This window comes from Frankia sp. AgPm24 (assembly GCF_023243055.1).
GTDB lineage: Bacteria > Actinomycetota > Actinomycetes > Frankiales > Frankiaceae > Frankia > Frankia umida.
The window spans coordinates 1-16356 of sequence record NZ_JALKFW010000185.1 but is presented as its reverse complement, the minus strand read 5'-3'; the positions used below and the strand labels follow the sequence as shown (position 1 = coordinate 16356).

The window sequence follows — 16356 nt, the reverse complement described above, 5'->3', positions numbered from 1 at the left end:
CTCCAGTGTGCACCGCGAAACGGTGCATGGCAGAGGCGACCGGGTGCGGCCAGGCTCTACTTGGAGTAGAGCTCGACGATCAGCTGCTCCTGGACCTGGGTGTCGATGACCTGCCGAGCCGGCAGCGAGTGCACCAGGATCCGCATCTGGCTCGGGATCGACTCCAGCCACGCCGGCACTGTCCGGCCCTGACCGGCGGTCTCCCGCGCGATCACGAACGGGGTGAGCTCCCGGGCCTTCGGCGCGATCTCGACGATGTCGTTCTCGGTGATCCGGTAGCTGGGGATGTCGACCTTGCGCCCGTTGACCTGGACGTGGCCGTGCCGCACCGCCTGGCGGGCGGCGTCCCGCGACGGCGCGAAGCCGCCCCGGTAGACCACGTTGTCCAACCGCGACTCGAGGATCTTCAGCAGCTCGTCACCGGTCTTGCCGGAGCGCCGGTTGGCCTCGTCGTAGTAGCCACGGAACTGCTTCTCGAGGATGCCGTAGATCCGCGCGCACTTCTGCTTCTCGCGCTTCTGCAGCAGGTACTCGGAGTCCTTGGTCCGGCCACGACCGTGCTCGCCCGGCGGGTACGGCCGGATCTCGATCGGGCACTTCGGGGTGTCGCACTTGCTGCCCTTGAGGTACAGCTTCGTCTTCTCGCGGCGGCAACGCTTGCAGTCCGCGCCGGTGTAACGGGCCATCTATTCCTACTCTCTCGTTTCCTGGCGCGAACTCGTACGCGACCCCGCGACACCGACCGGGGTGAGTCCCCGGTCGCGGTCGCCGCGTCGCATGGTCACACCCTGCGCCGCTTGGGCGGGCGGCACCCGTTGTGCGGGGTCGGGGTGACGTCCTGAATCGCCCCGACTTCCAGACCCGCCGCCTGCAGCGATCGGATCGCGGTCTCACGACCGGAGCCCGGGCCCTTCACGAACACGTCGACCTTGCGCATGCCGTGCTCCTGCGCCTTGCGGGCCGCGTTCTCGGCGGCCATCTGCGCGGCGAAGGGAGTCGACTTGCGGGAGCCCTTGAAGCCGACATGGCCGGCGGAGGCCCAGGAGATCACGTTCCCGGACGGGTCGGTGATCGAGACGATCGTGTTGTTGAACGTGCTCTTGATGTGAGCGTGCCCGTGGGCAACGTTCTTCTTTTCCTTGCGCCGGACCTTCTTTGCGCCGGCGGCGCGGGTCTTGGGAGGCATCTTCGCGTCTGGTCTCCGTGTGCGAGAGGTCGTCGATCAGTGGTCGTCCGCGGCCTGGCCGGCCGGGCGGCGCACCGACTACTTCTTGCCGGCCTTCTTCTTGCCGGCGATGGCGCGACGCGGGCCCTTGCGGGTACGCGCGTTGGTGTGCGTGCGCTGACCGTGGACCGGCAGGTTACGCCGGTGCCGCAGGCCCTGGTAGCAGCCGATCTCCATCTTGCGCCGGATGTCCTGCTTGATCTCCCGGTTGAGGTCACCCTCGACCCGGTAGTTCGCGTCGATCCATTCGCGCAGGCGGACGATCTCATCCTCGCTGAGGTCGCGCACCCGCGTGTCCGGGTTGATCCCGGTGGCGGCGAGTGTGTCCCGCGAGCGACTGCGGCCGATGCCGAAGATGTAGGTCAGAGCGATCTCGACCCGCTTTTCACGGGGAAGGTCGACGCCAGACAGGCGTGCCATGAACCGATGTTTCCTTCCTGCGACCGGAGGTCTTGGGCGACACCGTCCCGAGCGGCTCCCGCCGCCTGGGCCCCGGCCTCCGGGCCGGGGGTGGAAGCGCCCCCGTGGGGGCGCCTGGTATCGCGTGGAGGTGGTGGTCAACGCCCGCCGTGGGCCACGAACGACACGCGTCGGCGTGTCAGCCGCGGGAAACGTCGACCACCTCGCCAGGGACTCAGCCCTGGCGCTGCTTGTGACGGAGATTGTCGCAGATGACCATGACGCGACCGTGGCGCCGGATCACCTTGCACTTGTCACAGATCTTCTTGACGCTTGGCTTGACCTTCACGGCTGTTGCGAACCTCCTGCGCAGCCGCGGGCCGCGCGTGGCGATGGAGACGGGATGGCGTGGAGCTGGACGAGCTGGTGCTACTTGTACCGGTAGACGATCCGGCCGCGGGACAGGTCGTAGGGCGAGAGCTCGACCACGACGCGGTCCTCCGGCAGGATCCGGATGTAGTGCTGGCGCATCTTTCCGCTGATGTGGGCAAGAACTCGATGACCGTTCTGGAGCTCAACCCGGAACATGGCGTTCGGGAGCGGCTCCACCACTCGGCCCTCGATCTCGATGGCCCCGTCCTTCTTCGGCATGTCCTCCGCTGTCCTGACGTCGACGAGTAAGCCGGCGGTACGGCCGCGACCGGTCGGGCGATCCCAGGCAAAAACCCGGAAAAGCCCAGGTCACAGACCCGGGCACCCGCAAGGGCGCCCTGTCCTGTCGACCACACTGCCACCGACCGCAACTGCCACGTTTTCACCGACTGCTATCGACGCGGTGGAGCACACCGGCGTGAGAAGACCGCCAACTGAAGAGTGTACGTGGCCCATCCGTCAAGGGCCAACAAGGCTCGACCAGGCCGCGTGGACCACACCGATCCCACGATCCTGGCCGGACCGTACCGGGGCTCAGCCGATCCCGCTGGGCGCGTCGGCGGGCTGCCCACAGGCCACGCCGAGCGCGGCGAGGCGGGCCACGCCACCGTCCGGCTCGGTGAGCACCCAGGGCCCACGTGGCGTGATCGCCACCGAGTGCTCGGTGTGGGCCGCGAGGCTGCCGTCGCTGGTGGCGACCGTCCAGTCGTCGGCGAGCACCCTGGTGTCCGGCCTGCCCATCGTGATCATTGGTTCGATGGCCAGCGCCAGGCCCGACACGAGCTTGATCCCCCGCCCGGGCCGGCCGTAGTTGAGCACGTGCGGCGGCTGGTGCATCTCGGTGCCGATGCCGTGCCCGCCGTAGTGGTCGACGATGCCGTACTCACGCGGGCGGATGTGCCGCTCCACCGCGTTGCTGATGTCGGTGAGCCGGCCGCCGAGCTGCGCCGCCGCGAGCCCCGCCCACAGCGCGCCCTCACATGTCTCGATCATGGCGAGGACCTCCGGGGGCACCTCGCCGACCGGGACGGTGATCGCCGCGTCGCCGTGCCAGCCGTCGACGATCGCACCGCAGTCGATCGAGATGATGTCGCCCTCGTGCAGCACCCGCTTGCGGCTCGGGATGGCGTGGACGACCTCGTCGTTGACCGAGCTGCAGATCGAGGCGGGATAGGGCGGCTGGGCGTAGCCCTTGAACGACGGGATACCCCCCTCGCCGCGGATGGTCTGCTCGGCCAGAGCGTCAAGGTCGGCTGTGGTGACCCCGGGGGCGACAGCCTCCCGCAGCCGGGCGAGCGTCCTGGCCACGAGCAGGCCGGCGACCCGCATCCTGGCGATCTCGGCCGCTGACTTGATCTGCACGTGTTCTCGTCGCGCCACGCTCTCGTCCCGGTCCGTGTCCGTGTACTGGTCTGCTTCCTGATGCTAACCGCCGTACCCGCACCTGCCCGGCCGATACCCGGCCACCGGGCCGCCTGACAGCCGCGCGGCCCACTCGGGGATCGTTCCCCCGCGGGCCGCGCGCCGTGCTGGCCAGTCGCCGTGCTGGCCAGTCGCCGTGGTGACTAGTCGCCGTGGTGGCGCAGTCCGTCCAGCGCGCGGTCGGTGACGTTGTCCACCGGGCCGGTGGCGTCGATCCCGATCAGGATGCCCTTCTCGGCGTAGTAGGCCACCAGGGGCGACGTCTGGTCGGCGTACACCTCGAGGCGGTGGCGAACGGTCTCCGACCGGTCGTCGTCGCGCTGGAACAGATCGCCGCCACAGCGGTCACAGACATCCTCGACCGACGGCGGGTCGAAGTCGAGATGCCAGATGTGCCCGCAGTTGCGGCAGGTCCGCCGCCCGGACAGCCGCCGCACCACCTCGTCGTCGTCGACGACGAGCTCGAGGACGACATCCAGCTTGGTCCCCATCGCGTCGAGCATCTGGCCGAGCACCTCGGCCTGCGGCACGTTGCGGGGGAAGCCGTCGAGCAGGAAGCCCTTGACGGCGTCGTCCTCGGCCAGGCGGTTACGGACCATGCCGATGGTGATCTCGTCCGGGACGAGGTCACCGGCGTCCATGTACGCCTTGGCCTTGACGCCCAGTTCCGTTCCCTGTCGCACGTTCGCTCGGAAAATGTCCCCTGTGGAGATCTTGGGGATCGACCGCGCCTGGGCGATGAACGCGGCCTGAGTACCCTTTCCGGCACCGGGCGGTCCCACCAGTACGAGGCGCACTACCGGAGGAAACCTTCGTAGTTGCGGAGCATGAGCTGGCTCTCGATCTGCTTCACCGTTTCCAGCCCCACCCCTACCATGATCAGGACCGAGGTGCCCGCGAACGGGAACGGCTGGTCCTTGGTCAGGTTCAACAGTGCCAACGGAAGTACCGTGATCACGCCGAGGAACAGTGACCCCGGCAGCGTGATCCGATCAAGTACGTGTTTGAGGTACTCCACCGTCGGGTTGCCCGGTCTGAGCCCAGGGATGAACCCACCGTACTTCTTCATGTTGTCGGCCACCTCCGTCGGGTTGAAGGTGATCGCAACATAGAAGTAGGTGAAGAAGATGATGAGTGCGAAGTATGTCACCAGGTAGAGCGGATGGTCGCCGCGTGAGAGATAACGCTGCTCGAAGTCCTGGAAGCCCTGGTTGCTCCACACCTGACCGATCAGCTGCGGCAGCTGGAGCAGGGAGGACGCGAAGATGACCGGGATGATCCCGGCCTGGTTGACCTTGATCGGCAGATAGGTGGAGGTCCCGCCGTACATCCGCCGGCCGATCAGCCGCTTGGCGTACTGCACCGGGATGCGGCGCTGGGACTGCTCCACGAACACCACGAACACCACGATGGCGAGCCCCAGCAGGATCACCAGGCTGAACACCACGCCACCGGCGACCTGGAGGATGCTGCTGCCCTCGGAAGGCAGCCGCGCCGCGATCGACGTGAAGATGAGCAGGGACATGCCGTTACCGACACCACGCGCCGTGATCAGCTCACCCATCCACATGATGACCGCGGTACCGGCGGTCATCGTGATCACGATGGTGGCGATTCGGAACAGACTCGTGTCCGGGATGATGGCCGCCGAGCAGCTCGGGAACAGCCGGCCGCTGCGCGCCAGGGCCACGATGCCGGTGGCCTGCAGGACGCCCAGGGCGATCGTCAGGTAGCGGGTGTACTGGGTGAGCTTCTGCTCGCCCGCGCTGCCTTCCTTCTTCAGCTGCTCGAGCCGTGGGATGACCACGACGAGCAGCTGGATGATGATGCTCGAGGTGATGTACGGCATGATGCCGAGCGCGAAGATGGACAGCTGGAGCAGCGCACCGCCGCTGAAGAGGTTGATCAGCGAGTACACGTTGCTGCCTTCGGCGCTCGCCGCGCTCAGGCAGGTGTTGACCGCGCGGGTGGACACCCCGGGTGACGGCATGACGCTGCCGAACCGGAACAGCACCACGACCCCGACGGTGAACAGCAGCTTCTTACGCAGGTCAGGAGTGCGGAATGCCCGTGTGAAGGCGGTGAGCACGGCTCCTCCTGCTGGAGATGGCGGACCGACGGGGAGGGCGGACATTCTGCCCGGAACGGAGCACCGAACTCGGCACCCGGCCGACATCGGTGAGGCGACTGTAACAGGACACGAGGTCCCCTCGTCCGGACATCACGTCCGGTAAGCAGCAGTAGCCGGAACGAACGGTGTGCCAGGCGGGCGCGACCGGCATCCGGGTCCGGACACACGTCGGGCGGGGGTCGCTGTAAGCCACCCCCGCCCGCCCGTCTCAGCCTTCGGTGACACTCCCACCGGCGGCCGCGATCTTCTCGCGCGCGGAGGCGGAGAACGCGTCCGCGGTGATGTGCAGCGCGACGCCGAGGTCGCCGTCACCCAGCACCTTCACCGGCAGCTTGGCGCGTACCGCGCCGCGGGCCACCAGGTCGGCCTTGCTGACCTGGCCGCCGTCGGGGAACAGCTCGGCGAGGATGGCGACGTTCACCACCTGGTACTCGACCCGGTTCGGGTTGTTGAAGCCCTTGAGCTTGGGCAGCCGCATGTGCAGCGGCATCTGACCACCCTCGAACCGGGCGGGCACCTGCTTGCGGGCCTTGGAGCCCTTGGTGCCACGTCCGGCCGTCTTGCCCTTGGAGCCCTCACCACGGCCGACCCGGATCTTCTTGCGATGCGCTCCGGGTGCCGGGCGAAGGTGGTGCACCTTCAGGCCGCGGCCACGCTCGGCCTCGCCCGCCGTGGCGCCAGCATCGGCCTCGGTCTTCGACAGTTCGGCCATGGCTACGCGTCCACCTCCTCGACCCGAACCAGGTGGGTCACAGTCCTGATCATTCCGAGCACCTCGGGACGGTCCTCCCGGACCGTCGACGAGTTGATCTTACGCAGTCCGAGGGTGCGCAGCGTCGCCCGCTGGTTGTGGGTGCCGCCGATACCGGAACGGATCTGCGTGATGCGCAGCTTGGCCATCACGCACCCGCCCCGGCGGCTGCCGCCGCACGGGCCCGCAGCATGGCGGGCGGAGCGACGTCCTCGAGCGGCAGGCCACGGCGAGCCGCGATCTCCTCGGGCCGCATGAGGCCACGCAGGGCGGCCACTGTCGCGTGCACGATGTTGATCGGGTTCGACGAGCCGAGCGACTTCGACAGCACGTCGTGGACGCCGGCGCACTCGAGCACGGCACGCACCGGGCCGCCGGCGATCACGCCGGTACCCGGCGAGGCCGGCTTGAGCAGCACGACACCGGCCGCCTCCTCACCCTGTACCGGGTGAGGAATGGTCGAGCCGATCCGCGGCACCTTGAAGAAGTGCTTCTTGGCCTCCTCCACACCCTTGGCGATGGCGGCCGGCACCTCCTTCGCCTTGCCGTAGCCGACGCCGACCGTCCCGTCGGCGTCCCCGACGACGACCAGAGCGGTGAAGCTGAACCGACGACCACCCTTGACGACCTTGGCCACCCGGTTGATCGCGACGACCCGCTCGACGTAGGCGTTCTTCTCCTGGGCCGGGCCGCCGCCCGACCGGTCCCGGCGTTCCCGACGGTCCGAGCCGCCGGAGCTGCCGCCGCGGCGCTGCTGGCCTGGCATCTACAACATCTCCCTGTTCTGACTGTCCTGAATATCCCGCGTGATCGCGCGGGCCGGCGTGGCCGGTGCCTGGGCGGTCATCAGAAGTCCAGGCCGCCTTCCCGGGCCGCGTCGGCGAGGGCCGCGATGCGGCCAGCGTAGGTCCGTCCACCGCGGTCGAACACGACGGCGTCGACACCGGCCGCCTTCGCCCGCTGGGCGACCAGCTCGCCGACCTTGCGGGCCTGGGCGCTCTTGTCGCCCTCGCCCTCGCGCAGTGTCACGTCCAGGGTGGACGCCGAGGCGAGGGTGTGCCCGGCCACGTCGTCGATGACCTGGGCGTAGATGTGCCGGGAGGAGCGGGTGACGACGAGCCGGGGGCGCGACGGGGTGCCCGCCACCTTCTTGCGCACGCGGGAATGCCGACGGAGCTTCGAGATCCGTCGCTTCGCGCTGACGCCAAGGCTCACTGGCATGATCTATCTCCTACTTCCCGGTCTTCCCGACCTTGCGGCGGACGACCTCACCCTGGTAGCGCACACCCTTGCCCTTGTAGGGGTCGGGCTTGCGCAGGCCGCGGATCTTCGCCGAGACCTCACCGACGAGCTGCTTGTCGATCCCGTGGACGACGAAGCGGGTCGGGGTCTGCACCTCGAAGCGGATGCCCTCGGGGGCCTTGACCGGGACGGGGTGGCTGTAGCCGAGCGCGAACTCGAGGTCCGAGCCCTTTGCCTGGACGCGGTAACCGACGCCGACGATCTCCAGGGTCTTGGAGTACCCGGCGGTGACGCCGGTGACCATGTTCGAGACCAGCGTGCGGGTCAGGCCGTGCAGCGAGCGGGACCGACGGTCATCGTCGGGACGGGTCACAACAAGCTGACCCTCCTCCCGATTGACCGCGATCGGCTCGACGACGGTGTGGCTCAGGGTGCCCTTGGGCCCCTTGACCGTGATCGTGGGCCCCTCAACGGTGATGTCGACACCGCCAGGGACGGGAATGGGCAGGCGCCCGATCCGAGACATCGCTCGCCCTCCTTACCAGACGTAGGCGAGGACTTCCCCGCCCACGCCCCGCTTGTTCGCCTGCTTGTCGGTCAGCAGCCCCGACGAGGTCGAGATGATCGCGACACCCAGTCCCCCAAGAACCTTGGGGAGGTTGGTCGCCTTGGCGTAGACCCGCAGGCCCGGCTTGCTGATGCGCTTGATACCGGCGATCGAGCGCTCGCGGTTCGGCCCGTACTTCAGATCGATGACCAGCGTGTGGCCGACGCCGCCGGCCGAGGTCGCGTCCTCGACGTGCCAGCTGGAGATGTAGCCCTCCTGCTGGAGAATCTCGGCGATGTGCGTCTTGATCTTGCTGTGCGGCATGGCCACGCGGTCGTGGTACGCCCGGCTGCCGTTGCGGACACGAGTGAGCATGTCCGCGATGGGGTCGGTCATCGTCATGGGGTTACGCCTTTCTCACGGGGGTTCCCATCGGCTCCGAAGCGCTGCTCCGGCGGCCGGGTGTCGGGCCTACCGCGATCGGGAGGACGTGCGGGGGTGGTACGGAGGGAAGCCGAATGCTTCGAACTACCAGGAGCTCTTGGTGACGCCCGGCAGCTCGCCGCGGTGTGCCATCTGACGCAGGCAGACCCGGCAGAGTCCGAAGACCCGGTACACCGAGCGGGACCGCCCACAGCGCTGGCAGCGGGTGTATCCACGCACGGCGTACTTCGGCTTGCGATTCGACTTCTCGATCAGTGCCTTCTTGGCCATCTGTCTAGTTCTCCCGGAAGGGGAAGCCCAGCGCCCGCAGGAGCGCCCGGCCCTCGTCGTCGGTGGTCGCGGTGGTCACGACCGTGATGTCCATGCCCCGAATCCGGTCGATCCGGTCGATGTCGATCTCGTGGAAGATCGACTGCTCGACCACGCCGAACGTGTAGTTGCCCCGGCCGTCGAACTGCTTGGGCGACAGGCCGCGGAAGTCACGGATACGCGGCAGGGCGATGCTGACCAGCCGGTCGAGGAACTCCCACATCCGGTCGCCGCGCAGGGTGACCTTCGCGCCGATCGGCATACCCTCGCGCAGCTTGAACTGGGCGATGGACTTGGTCGCCCGACGCACGGCCGGCTTCTGGCCGGTGATGGCCGCCAGGTCCCGCACGGCGCCGTCGATGAGCTTCGCGTCGCGGGCGGCGTCGCCGACACCCATGTTCACGACAACCTTCACGACGCCAGGGATCTGCATGACGTTGGCGAAGGAGAACTCCTGTCGCAACGCCGGGGCGATCTCCTCGCGGTACCGCTGCTTGAGCCGCGGCACCGGACGGGCATCCGCGGTCCGGTCTTCGGTGGTGACAGTCATGTCTGAACTCGATTCCCCACTGCTCTCGACTGCTCGTCCGGCCTACAGCTCGGTGCCGGTACGCCGGGAGATGCGGACCTTGGTGCCGTCCTCGTTGATCCGGTAGCCGATGCGGGTGGGCCTGCCATCCGACGGATCAATGATCTGCACGTTGCTGACGTGGATCGGGGCCTCCTGGGTGATGATGCCCCCGGCCTGCGAACCACGCGCGCTCTGCTGGACGCGGGTGTGCCGGGTAATCCGGTTCGCACCCTCGACCAGGACCTTGTTCCGCTCCGGATACGCCCGGATGACCTTGCCCTTGAGGCCACGGTCCTTACCGGTGATGATCTGGACCGTGTCACCCTTCTTGATCTTCAGGCTGGCCACGGTCACAGCACCTCCGGCGCCAAAGAAATGATCTTCATGAACTTCTTGTCCCGCAGCTCGCGGCCGACCGGCCCGAAGATACGGGTGCCCCGGGGCTCGCCACCGTCCCGGATGAGCACCGCCGCGTTCTCGTCGAACCGGATGTAGGAGCCGTCCGGCCGGCGGCGCTCCTTGGTGGTGCGCACCACGACCGCCTTGACCACGTCGCCGCGCTTCACGCCGGCGCCGGGCAGGGCATCCTTGACCGTGCCGACGATGATGTCGCCGATCCCCGCGTAACGACGCCCAGAGCCGCCAAGTACCCGGATGCAGAGGATCTCCCGCGCTCCGGTGTTGTCGGCGACCCGAAGTCGCGACTCCTGCTGAATCACTTTCTGCTCCTGATCACCCGGTACTACTGATCACCCGGTACCACTGACCAACCGGTACTGCCTGGCCGAGGGGCGTCGCCCCGGGTCGTGAGAACTACTTGGCCTTCTCCAGCACCCGGACGACCCGCCAACGCTTCGTGGCGGACAGCGGCCGGGTCTCCATCAGCAGGACGCGGTCGCCGACACCGGTGGTGCCGCTCTCGTCGTGTGCCTTGATCTTCTTGGTGCGGCGGATCGTCTTGCCGTACAGGGGGTGCTGCACCCGGTCCTCGACGGCGACGACGACGGTCTTGGTCATCTTGTCGCTGACGACCAGGCCCTCACGGACCTTGCGGAAACCACGCTCGTCCGCCGTGGCGGTCTCGGAGGTCTCCTGCGAGGAGTTCTCGGTCTCGTCTGCCACTGCCCTCACGCCTTCGTCGCGTCGTCGTCAGCCGCGCCGGCGGCCAGCGCCGGATCGTCGGTGATGCCCAGCTCGCGTTCGCGCATCACCGTGTAGATCCGGGCGATGTCACGCCGCACGACACGCAGCCGGCGGTTGTTGCTCAGCTGCCCGGTCGCCGCCTGGAACCGGAGGTTGAACAGCTCCTCCTTGGCCTCCCGAAGCTTGTCGACGAGGTCCTCGCCGGACAGGCCGCGCAGCTCGTCCGCGGTAGCGACAGCCATCACGCACCACCTTCACGAACCACGAAACGGCACTTCATCGGCAGCTTGTGGATGGCTCGTCGCATCGCCTCGCGAGCCACCGGCTCGGCGACACCCGACAGCTCGAACATCACGCGTCCGGGCTTGACGTTGGCGACCCACCACTCGGGCGAACCCTTACCGGAACCCATCCGGGTCTCGGCCGGCTTCTTGGTCAGCGGGCGGTCCGGGTAGATGTTGATCCAGACCTTGCCACCACGACGGATGTGCCGGGTCATGGCGATACGGGCCGACTCGATCTGGCGGTTCGTCACATAGGCCGACTCGAGGGCCTGAATGCCGTACTCGCCGAAGGTGACCCGCGTGCCGCCCTTGGCCGCACCGGTGCGCCCGGGGTGGTGCTGCTTGCGGTGCGCGACCTTCCGAGGAATCAGCATGATCTACTCCTCCGCCTTCTCCGACGTGCCCGCGGCCGGCGTGGCGGCCGTCTCGGCGACGGTGGCGGTCGTGTCGGTGGTGGCCTCGCTCGCCGCCGCGGTCACGGTCGCCTCGGGGGCGGCGGTGGCGGTGGTCGTCTCGGTCCCGGTCGCCTCGGCGGCGGCGGTCTCCGCCGGTGCCGTGTCGGTGCCGGCGGCCTCGGTGGCCGGCGCGTTACCGCCGCCACGTCCGCCCCGACGCTCGTTGCGTGCGGCGGCGCGACCGGCGTCCGTCCCACCCTGGGTGGTACCGGAGGAACCCGAGCGCGGCCCGCGGCGCGGCCGGTCCCGACGGGTCTGGCGCAGCAACGCGTCCTGGGCCTCGCGCTCGGCGCGGCTCTGCACGATGTCGCCCTTGTAGATCCAGACCTTGACGCCGATCCGACCGAAGTTCGTCCGGGCCTCGTAGAAGCCGTAGTCGATGTCCGCACGCAGCGTGTGCAGCGGCACCCGACCCTCGCGGTAGAACTCCGAACGGCTCATCTCGGCGCCGCCCAGGCGACCGGAGCACTGCACCCGGATGCCCTTCGCGCCGCCCTTCATCGCGGTCTGCATCGCCTTGCGCATCGCGCGGCGGAAGCTGACCCGGCTGGACAGCTGCTCGGCGACGCCCTGGGCGACGAGCTGCGCGTCCACCTCGGGGTTCTTCACCTCGAGGATGTTGAGCTGCACCTGCTTACCGGTGAGCTTCTCGAGGTCACCGCGGATGCGGTCGGCCTCGGCGCCCCGGCGACCGATGACGATGCCCGGGCGGGCGGTGTGGATGTCCACCCGCAGCCGACCCTGGGTGCGCTCGATGTCGACCCGGCTGATCCCGGCCCGCTCCATGCCCCGCGACATCATCTTGCGGATCTTCACGTCCTCGCCGACGTACGCCTTGTACAGCTTGTCGGCGTACCAACGGGACGTGAACTCCGACGTGATGCCAAGTCGGAACCCGTGCGGGTTGACCTTCTGCCCCACTACCGGGCCCTCCTAGTCGTCTTGGCACCCCGGCCGGCCGCGGCGAGCGGCTCGCGGCTTTCCACCACGACGGTGATGTGGCTGGTGCGCTTGCGGATCCGGTAGGCCCGGCCCTGGGCGCGGGGCCGGATGCGCTTGAGCGTCGGCCCCTCGTCCACGTAGACCTCGGCGACCCACAGTGTGGCCGGGTCGAGGCCGTTGTTGTTCTCGGCGTTCGCGGCGGCGCTGGCGACGACCTTGTAGACGTCCTCGCTGGCCGCCTGGGGGGCGAAGCGCAGGATGTCGAGGGCCTCGCCGACCGAGCGGCCGCGCACCAGGTCGATGACCCGGCGCGCCTTCATCGGGGACACCCGCACGTACCGGGCGGAGGCCTTGGCCCCCGGCAGGCCGGCGCGGCTCAGGCCGTCGACGAGATCGTCAGCCACGACGTGACCTCCGGTCCTCCTTGACGTGCCCGCGGAAAGTCCGGGTCGGGGCGAACTCGCCGAGCTTATGGCCGACCATGCCCTCGGTGATGAACACCGGGACGTGCTTGCGGCCGTCGTGCACGGCGATCGTGTGCCCCAGCATGTCGGGGATCACGGTCGAGCGGCGCGACCAGGTCTTGATGACGTGCTTGGTGCCCTTGGAGTTCTGCACGTCCACCTTCTTGAGCAGGTGGTCGTCGACGAACGGGCCCTTTTTCAGACTGCGTGGCATGGCTGTGTCTCCTCCTTCCTGCTCAGATCAGGTGGGACGACGGGTGGCTCACGGTAACCGTGATCCGGATGGGTGAGGTCACTACCGCCGCCTGTTCTGCTTGCGCCGACGCACGATCATCGCGTCGGAGGCCTTCTTGTGGGCACGGGTGCGGCCCTCCGGACGACCCTTCGGGTTGACCGGGTGACGACCACCGGAGGTCTTGCCCTCACCACCACCGTGCGGGTGGTCGACGGGGTTCATCGCCACACCGCGGACGGTGGGACGACGGCCCTTCCAGCGCATCCGGCCGGCCTTGCCCCAGTTGATGTTGCTCTGCTCGGCGTTGCCGACCTCGCCGACGGTTGCCCGGCAGCGCACGTCGACGTTGCGGATCTCGCCCGAGGGCATCCGCAGCTGAGCGTACGGTCCGTCCTTCGCGACGAGCTGCACGCTGGCACCGGCGCTACGGGCGATCTTGGCGCCGCCGCCGGGGCGCAGCTCGATGGCGTGGATCACGGTACCGGTCGGGATGTTGCGCAGCGGCAGGGCGTTACCGGGCTTGATGTCGGCGCCGACCCCGGAGCTGACCTGGTCGCCCTGCTTGAGCTTGACCGGGGCGATGATGTAGCGCTTCTCGCCGTCGGCGTAGTGCAGCAGTGCGATCCGGGCGGTGCGGTTCGGGTCGTACTCGATGTGCGCGACCTTGGCCGGCACCCCGTCCTTGTCCCGCCGGAAGTCGATGAGCCGGTAGGCCCGCTTGTGGCCGCCGCCCTGGTGCCGGGTGGTGATCCGGCCGTGGGCGTTACGACCACCCTTGGAGTGCAGCGGGCGGACCAGCGACTTCTCCGGGTGGTCCCGGGTGATCTCGACGAAGTCGGCCACGCTCGAGCCACGACGCCCTGGCGTCGTCGGCTTGTACCTACGAATACCCATGGCTTCCTACCGTCCCTGGCCCGTCGAGGACGCACCCGCGGACGCGACGCAGCGCGCGCGCTCAGGCACCGGGGCCTCCGAAGATCTCGATCGTGTCACCGGGAGCAAGACTGACCAGGGCCCGCTTGGTCGCGGACCGCTGTCCCCAGCCGTGCTTGGTCCGCTTGCGCTTGCCCTGCCGGTTGATGGTGTTCACCCGCAGGACCCGCACGCTGAAGATCTGCTGGACGGCAAGCTTGATCTGGGTCTTGTTCGCGTCCGGGTGGACGATGAAGGTGTAGACGTTCTCGTCGAGCAGGCCGTAGCTCTTCTCCGAGACGACCGGCCGCAGGATGACGTCACGCGGGTCGGGAATCACTTGTTCTCCTCCGCCCCGGCCACGGTCCGCGGGGCCGGCCGGCTGTTGCGCTCGAGGAACGCGGCCAGCGCCTCCTCGGTGAAGACGACGTCGTCGCTGACCAGGACGTCGTAGGTGTTGAGCTGACCCGGGTCGAGCAGGTGCACCGTCTCGACGTTGCGCAGGCTCTTCCAGGTCAGTTCCTCGGAACGGCTGGCGACGACGAGCACCCGGCGGGTGTCGGCGATCGCGCGCAGCACCGTCACGGCGGACTTCGTCGACGGCTTCTCACCGGTGACCAGCGAGGCGACGACGTGCACCCGGTTGTTGCGGGCCCGGTCAGAGAGCGCACCGCGCAGCGCGGCGGCCTTCATCTTCTTGGGCGTGCGCTGGTCGTACTTGCGCGGCGTCGGGCCGTGCACCACGCCACCGCCGGTGAACTGCGGCGCCCGCAGTGAGCCCTGCCGGGCGCGCCCGGTGCCCTTCTGCCGGTACGGCTTGCGGCCACCGCCGCGCACCTCGCCACGGGTCTTCGTGTCGTGGGTGCCCTGGCGGGCAGCCGCGAGCTGGGCGACCACGACCTGGTGGATCAGCGGAACGTTCAGCGTCACGTCGAACACGCCGCCGGGCAGCTCCACGCTGCCGCCGCCGTGGACCTCGACCGTGCGGGTCGTGGTGTCCGAGGTGGTCGCATCCGACTCGGATGCGGTCTGGACCGCGGTCATGCCGAGACCTCCTCGCCGCTACCGGCCGCGACCGGGGTGAAGTCGCCGGGCGCCGGGCGCTTGGCCGCGCTGCGCACGAAGACCAGACCGCCGTCGGGGCCGGGAACCGCGCCCTTGACCAGCAGGAACCCACGCTCGGTGTCGACGGCGTGGATGGTGAGCCCCGGCGTGGTGGTACGTGCGTGGCCCATACGACCGGCCATCCGCAGACCCTTGAACACGCGACCGGGGGTGGCGCAGCCGCCGACCGAACCCGGCGAACGGTGTTTGCGCTCGACGCCGTGCCCGGCGCCCAGGCCCTTGAAGCCGTGGCGCTTCATGACACCGGCGAAGCCCTTGCCCTTGGAGGTGCCGGTCACGTCGACGACCGTGCCGACGGTGAACACCTCGGTGCTCAGCTCCTGGCCGGCCTCGTACCTGGTCGCGTCCGCGGTGCGCAGTTCGACCAGGTGACGCCGCGGGGTGACGCCGCTGGTGGCGAAGTGCCCGCGGGTCGGCTTGTTGATCCGACGCGGGTCGATCTCGCCGTAGCCGAGCTGGACGGCCGCGTAGCCATCGGATTCCGGCGTCTTGACCTGCGTGACAACGTTGGGTCCGGCCTTGATGACGGTGACCGGCACGACGCGGTTGTTCGCGTCCCATACCTGGGTCATCCCGAGCTTCGTGCCCAGGAGCCCTCTGTAGTTGCGGATGAGCATGACTGCGCCGGCCCCTCTTACAGCTTGATCTCGATGTCGACGCCGGCGGGCAGGTCGAGGCGCATGAGCGAGTCGACCGTCTTCGGCGTCGGGTCAAGGATGTCGATCAGCCGCTTGTGCGTCCGCATCTCGAAGTGCTCGCGGCTGTCCTTGTACTTGTGCGGCGACCGGATGACGCAGTAGATGTTCTTCTCCGTCGGCAGCGGCACCGGTCCCGCGACCTGCGCACCCGTCCGGGTCACCGTCTCGACGATCTTCCGCGCCGAGCTGTCGATGACCTCGTGATCATAGGCCTTGAGCCGAATGCGGATCTTCTGTGCCGCCATGGTGGGCTTCGCCTGTCCTGTCTGTCTCGTTCGGCCGGTACCGCTACCGGGTCACCGCCCGTAGATCTCCGCCGTGCCGGGGGGCGCGGGGCGCCCGCCGCCGGCGGTGCGGGAATCTGCCGGTCTACCGCTGTCTCGTACCGGTCCCCCGCCGACGAAGTCGACGGCTCGGCCCGGGCTGGCAGTGCTGCTGTGCCGTCGCACCGCGGCCCGTGGGGGCAGCGGTGGGGGGGGGGGGGGGGGCGCGGGGGGGGCGGGCCCGCCCGGGGGGGGGGCCCCCCCCCGGGGGCCCCCCGCCCCCCCCCCCGCGGGCGGGCGGATGTGAGCGATTGGTGCGGCGCCATCGCGCCTGACCACCACCGGCCCGTCCGGGTCCGCAG

29 protein-coding genes are annotated in these 16356 nt (G+C 68.9%); all 29 read right to left on the bottom strand.

From position 1 onward, the window contains the following. Positions 1 to 56 precede the first annotated feature (56 nt). Entirely contained in the window at positions 57 to 686 is a 630-nt protein-coding gene (gene rpsD, locus MXD61_RS13500) for a 30S ribosomal protein S4 (protein ID WP_163549196.1), read from the bottom strand. 95 nt (positions 687 to 781) lie between these two features. Beyond that, entirely contained in the window at positions 782 to 1186 is a 405-nt protein-coding gene (gene rpsK, locus MXD61_RS13495) for a 30S ribosomal protein S11 (RefSeq protein ID WP_011435061.1), read from the bottom strand. Between the two features lie 78 nt (positions 1187 to 1264). Next, a complete protein-coding gene (gene rpsM / locus MXD61_RS13490) occupies positions 1265 to 1645 on the bottom strand; it encodes a 30S ribosomal protein S13 (RefSeq protein WP_248813318.1) in 381 nt (126 codons plus the stop codon). 214 nt (positions 1646 to 1859) lie between these two features. Continuing rightward, positions 1860 to 1973 (bottom strand): 50S ribosomal protein L36, encoded by a 114-nt coding sequence (gene rpmJ, locus MXD61_RS13485; protein ID WP_003956441.1) that lies wholly within the window; start codon positions 1971 to 1973, stop codon positions 1860 to 1862. Positions 1974 to 2053: 80 nt separating this feature from the next. Beyond that, positions 2054 to 2275 carry a translation initiation factor IF-1 gene (gene infA / locus MXD61_RS13480; RefSeq protein WP_006541558.1) on the bottom strand — a complete coding sequence of 74 codons (222 nt, stop codon included), beginning with the start codon at positions 2273 to 2275 and terminating at the stop codon, positions 2054 to 2056. Between the two features lie 315 nt (positions 2276 to 2590). Further along, positions 2591 to 3436 (bottom strand): type I methionyl aminopeptidase, encoded by an 846-nt coding sequence (gene map / locus MXD61_RS13475; protein ID WP_163549198.1) that lies wholly within the window; start codon positions 3434 to 3436, stop codon positions 2591 to 2593. Positions 3437 to 3621: 185 nt separating this feature from the next. Beyond that, positions 3622 to 4275, bottom strand: coding sequence for an adenylate kinase (locus MXD61_RS13470; protein WP_248813316.1), 654 nt, complete (start codon positions 4273 to 4275; stop codon positions 3622 to 3624). After that, positions 4275 to 5567 carry a preprotein translocase subunit SecY gene (gene secY, locus MXD61_RS13465; protein ID WP_248813314.1) on the bottom strand — a complete coding sequence of 431 codons (1293 nt, stop codon included), beginning with the start codon at positions 5565 to 5567 and terminating at the stop codon, positions 4275 to 4277. The genes MXD61_RS13470 and secY overlap by 1 nt, the downstream gene beginning before the upstream one ends. A 250-nt stretch (positions 5568 to 5817) precedes the next feature. After that, the gene (gene rplO, locus MXD61_RS13460; RefSeq protein WP_248813313.1) at positions 5818 to 6321 is read right to left on the bottom strand and encodes a 50S ribosomal protein L15; all 504 of its coding nucleotides are present in this window, start codon (positions 6319 to 6321) and stop codon (positions 5818 to 5820) included. A gap of 2 nt (positions 6322 to 6323) precedes the next feature. Further along, positions 6324 to 6509, bottom strand: a complete 186-nt coding sequence (rpmD, locus tag MXD61_RS13455; RefSeq protein ID WP_163547645.1) for a 50S ribosomal protein L30 — start codon at positions 6507 to 6509, stop codon at positions 6324 to 6326. Beyond that, on the bottom strand, positions 6509 to 7126 hold the full coding sequence (gene rpsE, locus MXD61_RS13450) for a 30S ribosomal protein S5 (protein WP_248813311.1): 618 nt from the start codon (positions 7124 to 7126) through the stop codon (positions 6509 to 6511). The genes rpmD and rpsE overlap by 1 nt, the downstream gene beginning before the upstream one ends. An 80-nt stretch (positions 7127 to 7206) precedes the next feature. After that, positions 7207 to 7581, bottom strand: a complete 375-nt coding sequence (gene rplR, locus MXD61_RS13445; RefSeq protein ID WP_163547643.1) for a 50S ribosomal protein L18 — start codon at positions 7579 to 7581, stop codon at positions 7207 to 7209. 10 nt (positions 7582 to 7591) lie between these two features. Continuing rightward, positions 7592 to 8128, bottom strand: coding sequence for a 50S ribosomal protein L6 (rplF, locus tag MXD61_RS13440; RefSeq protein ID WP_163547642.1), 537 nt, complete (start codon positions 8126 to 8128; stop codon positions 7592 to 7594). A 12-nt stretch (positions 8129 to 8140) separates the two neighbouring features. Next, positions 8141 to 8551 carry a 30S ribosomal protein S8 gene (gene rpsH, locus MXD61_RS13435; protein ID WP_163547641.1) on the bottom strand — a complete coding sequence of 137 codons (411 nt, stop codon included), beginning with the start codon at positions 8549 to 8551 and terminating at the stop codon, positions 8141 to 8143. 126 nt (positions 8552 to 8677) lie between these two features. Then, on the bottom strand, positions 8678 to 8863 hold the full coding sequence (locus tag MXD61_RS13430; protein ID WP_009740515.1) for a type Z 30S ribosomal protein S14: 186 nt from the start codon (positions 8861 to 8863) through the stop codon (positions 8678 to 8680). Positions 8864 to 8867: 4 nt separating this feature from the next. Continuing rightward, positions 8868 to 9452, bottom strand: a complete 585-nt coding sequence (rplE, locus tag MXD61_RS13425; protein WP_163547640.1) for a 50S ribosomal protein L5 — start codon at positions 9450 to 9452, stop codon at positions 8868 to 8870. A 42-nt stretch (positions 9453 to 9494) separates the two neighbouring features. Beyond that, on the bottom strand, positions 9495 to 9821 hold the full coding sequence (gene rplX / locus MXD61_RS13420) for a 50S ribosomal protein L24 (protein ID WP_248813309.1): 327 nt from the start codon (positions 9819 to 9821) through the stop codon (positions 9495 to 9497). 2 nt (positions 9822 to 9823) lie between these two features. Next, entirely contained in the window at positions 9824 to 10192 is a 369-nt protein-coding gene (gene rplN / locus MXD61_RS13415; RefSeq protein ID WP_136446648.1) for a 50S ribosomal protein L14, read from the bottom strand. A gap of 94 nt (positions 10193 to 10286) precedes the next feature. Beyond that, the gene (rpsQ, locus tag MXD61_RS13410) at positions 10287 to 10604 is read right to left on the bottom strand and encodes a 30S ribosomal protein S17 (RefSeq protein WP_372511889.1); all 318 of its coding nucleotides are present in this window, start codon (positions 10602 to 10604) and stop codon (positions 10287 to 10289) included. Continuing rightward, the gene (rpmC, locus tag MXD61_RS13405; protein WP_163547638.1) at positions 10601 to 10858 is read right to left on the bottom strand and encodes a 50S ribosomal protein L29; all 258 of its coding nucleotides are present in this window, start codon (positions 10856 to 10858) and stop codon (positions 10601 to 10603) included. The genes rpsQ and rpmC overlap by 4 nt, the downstream gene beginning before the upstream one ends. After that, a complete protein-coding gene (rplP, locus tag MXD61_RS13400) occupies positions 10858 to 11274 on the bottom strand; it encodes a 50S ribosomal protein L16 (RefSeq protein WP_163547637.1) in 417 nt (138 codons plus the stop codon). The genes rpmC and rplP overlap by 1 nt, the downstream gene beginning before the upstream one ends. Positions 11275 to 11277: 3 nt before the next feature. Beyond that, entirely contained in the window at positions 11278 to 12276 is a 999-nt protein-coding gene (rpsC, locus tag MXD61_RS13395; protein WP_248813307.1) for a 30S ribosomal protein S3, read from the bottom strand. Then, positions 12276 to 12701, bottom strand: coding sequence for a 50S ribosomal protein L22 (gene rplV / locus MXD61_RS13390; RefSeq protein WP_163547635.1), 426 nt, complete (start codon positions 12699 to 12701; stop codon positions 12276 to 12278). Before rplV ends, rpsC begins: the two co-directional genes overlap by 1 nt. Then, positions 12694 to 12975: a 30S ribosomal protein S19 gene (rpsS, locus tag MXD61_RS13385; protein WP_009740524.1), complete on the bottom strand. Its 282-nt coding sequence runs from the start codon at positions 12973 to 12975 to the stop codon at positions 12694 to 12696. The genes rplV and rpsS overlap by 8 nt, the downstream gene beginning before the upstream one ends. An 81-nt stretch (positions 12976 to 13056) precedes the next feature. Next, on the bottom strand, positions 13057 to 13890 hold the full coding sequence (gene rplB / locus MXD61_RS13380) for a 50S ribosomal protein L2 (RefSeq protein ID WP_163547633.1): 834 nt from the start codon (positions 13888 to 13890) through the stop codon (positions 13057 to 13059). A gap of 61 nt (positions 13891 to 13951) precedes the next feature. Continuing rightward, positions 13952 to 14248, bottom strand: a complete 297-nt coding sequence (gene rplW / locus MXD61_RS13375) for a 50S ribosomal protein L23 (protein WP_163547632.1) — start codon at positions 14246 to 14248, stop codon at positions 13952 to 13954. Beyond that, on the bottom strand, positions 14245 to 14952 hold the full coding sequence (rplD, locus tag MXD61_RS13370; protein WP_248813305.1) for a 50S ribosomal protein L4: 708 nt from the start codon (positions 14950 to 14952) through the stop codon (positions 14245 to 14247). Before rplD ends, rplW begins: the two co-directional genes overlap by 4 nt. Further along, positions 14949 to 15650, bottom strand: a complete 702-nt coding sequence (gene rplC / locus MXD61_RS13365) for a 50S ribosomal protein L3 (protein ID WP_163547630.1) — start codon at positions 15648 to 15650, stop codon at positions 14949 to 14951. The genes rplD and rplC overlap by 4 nt, the downstream gene beginning before the upstream one ends. Before the next feature lie 17 nt (positions 15651 to 15667). Beyond that, complete coding sequence (gene rpsJ, locus MXD61_RS13360; protein WP_007514815.1) at positions 15668 to 15976, bottom strand: 30S ribosomal protein S10; 309 nt, start codon at positions 15974 to 15976, stop codon at positions 15668 to 15670. Positions 15977 to 16356: the final 380 nt, after the last annotated feature.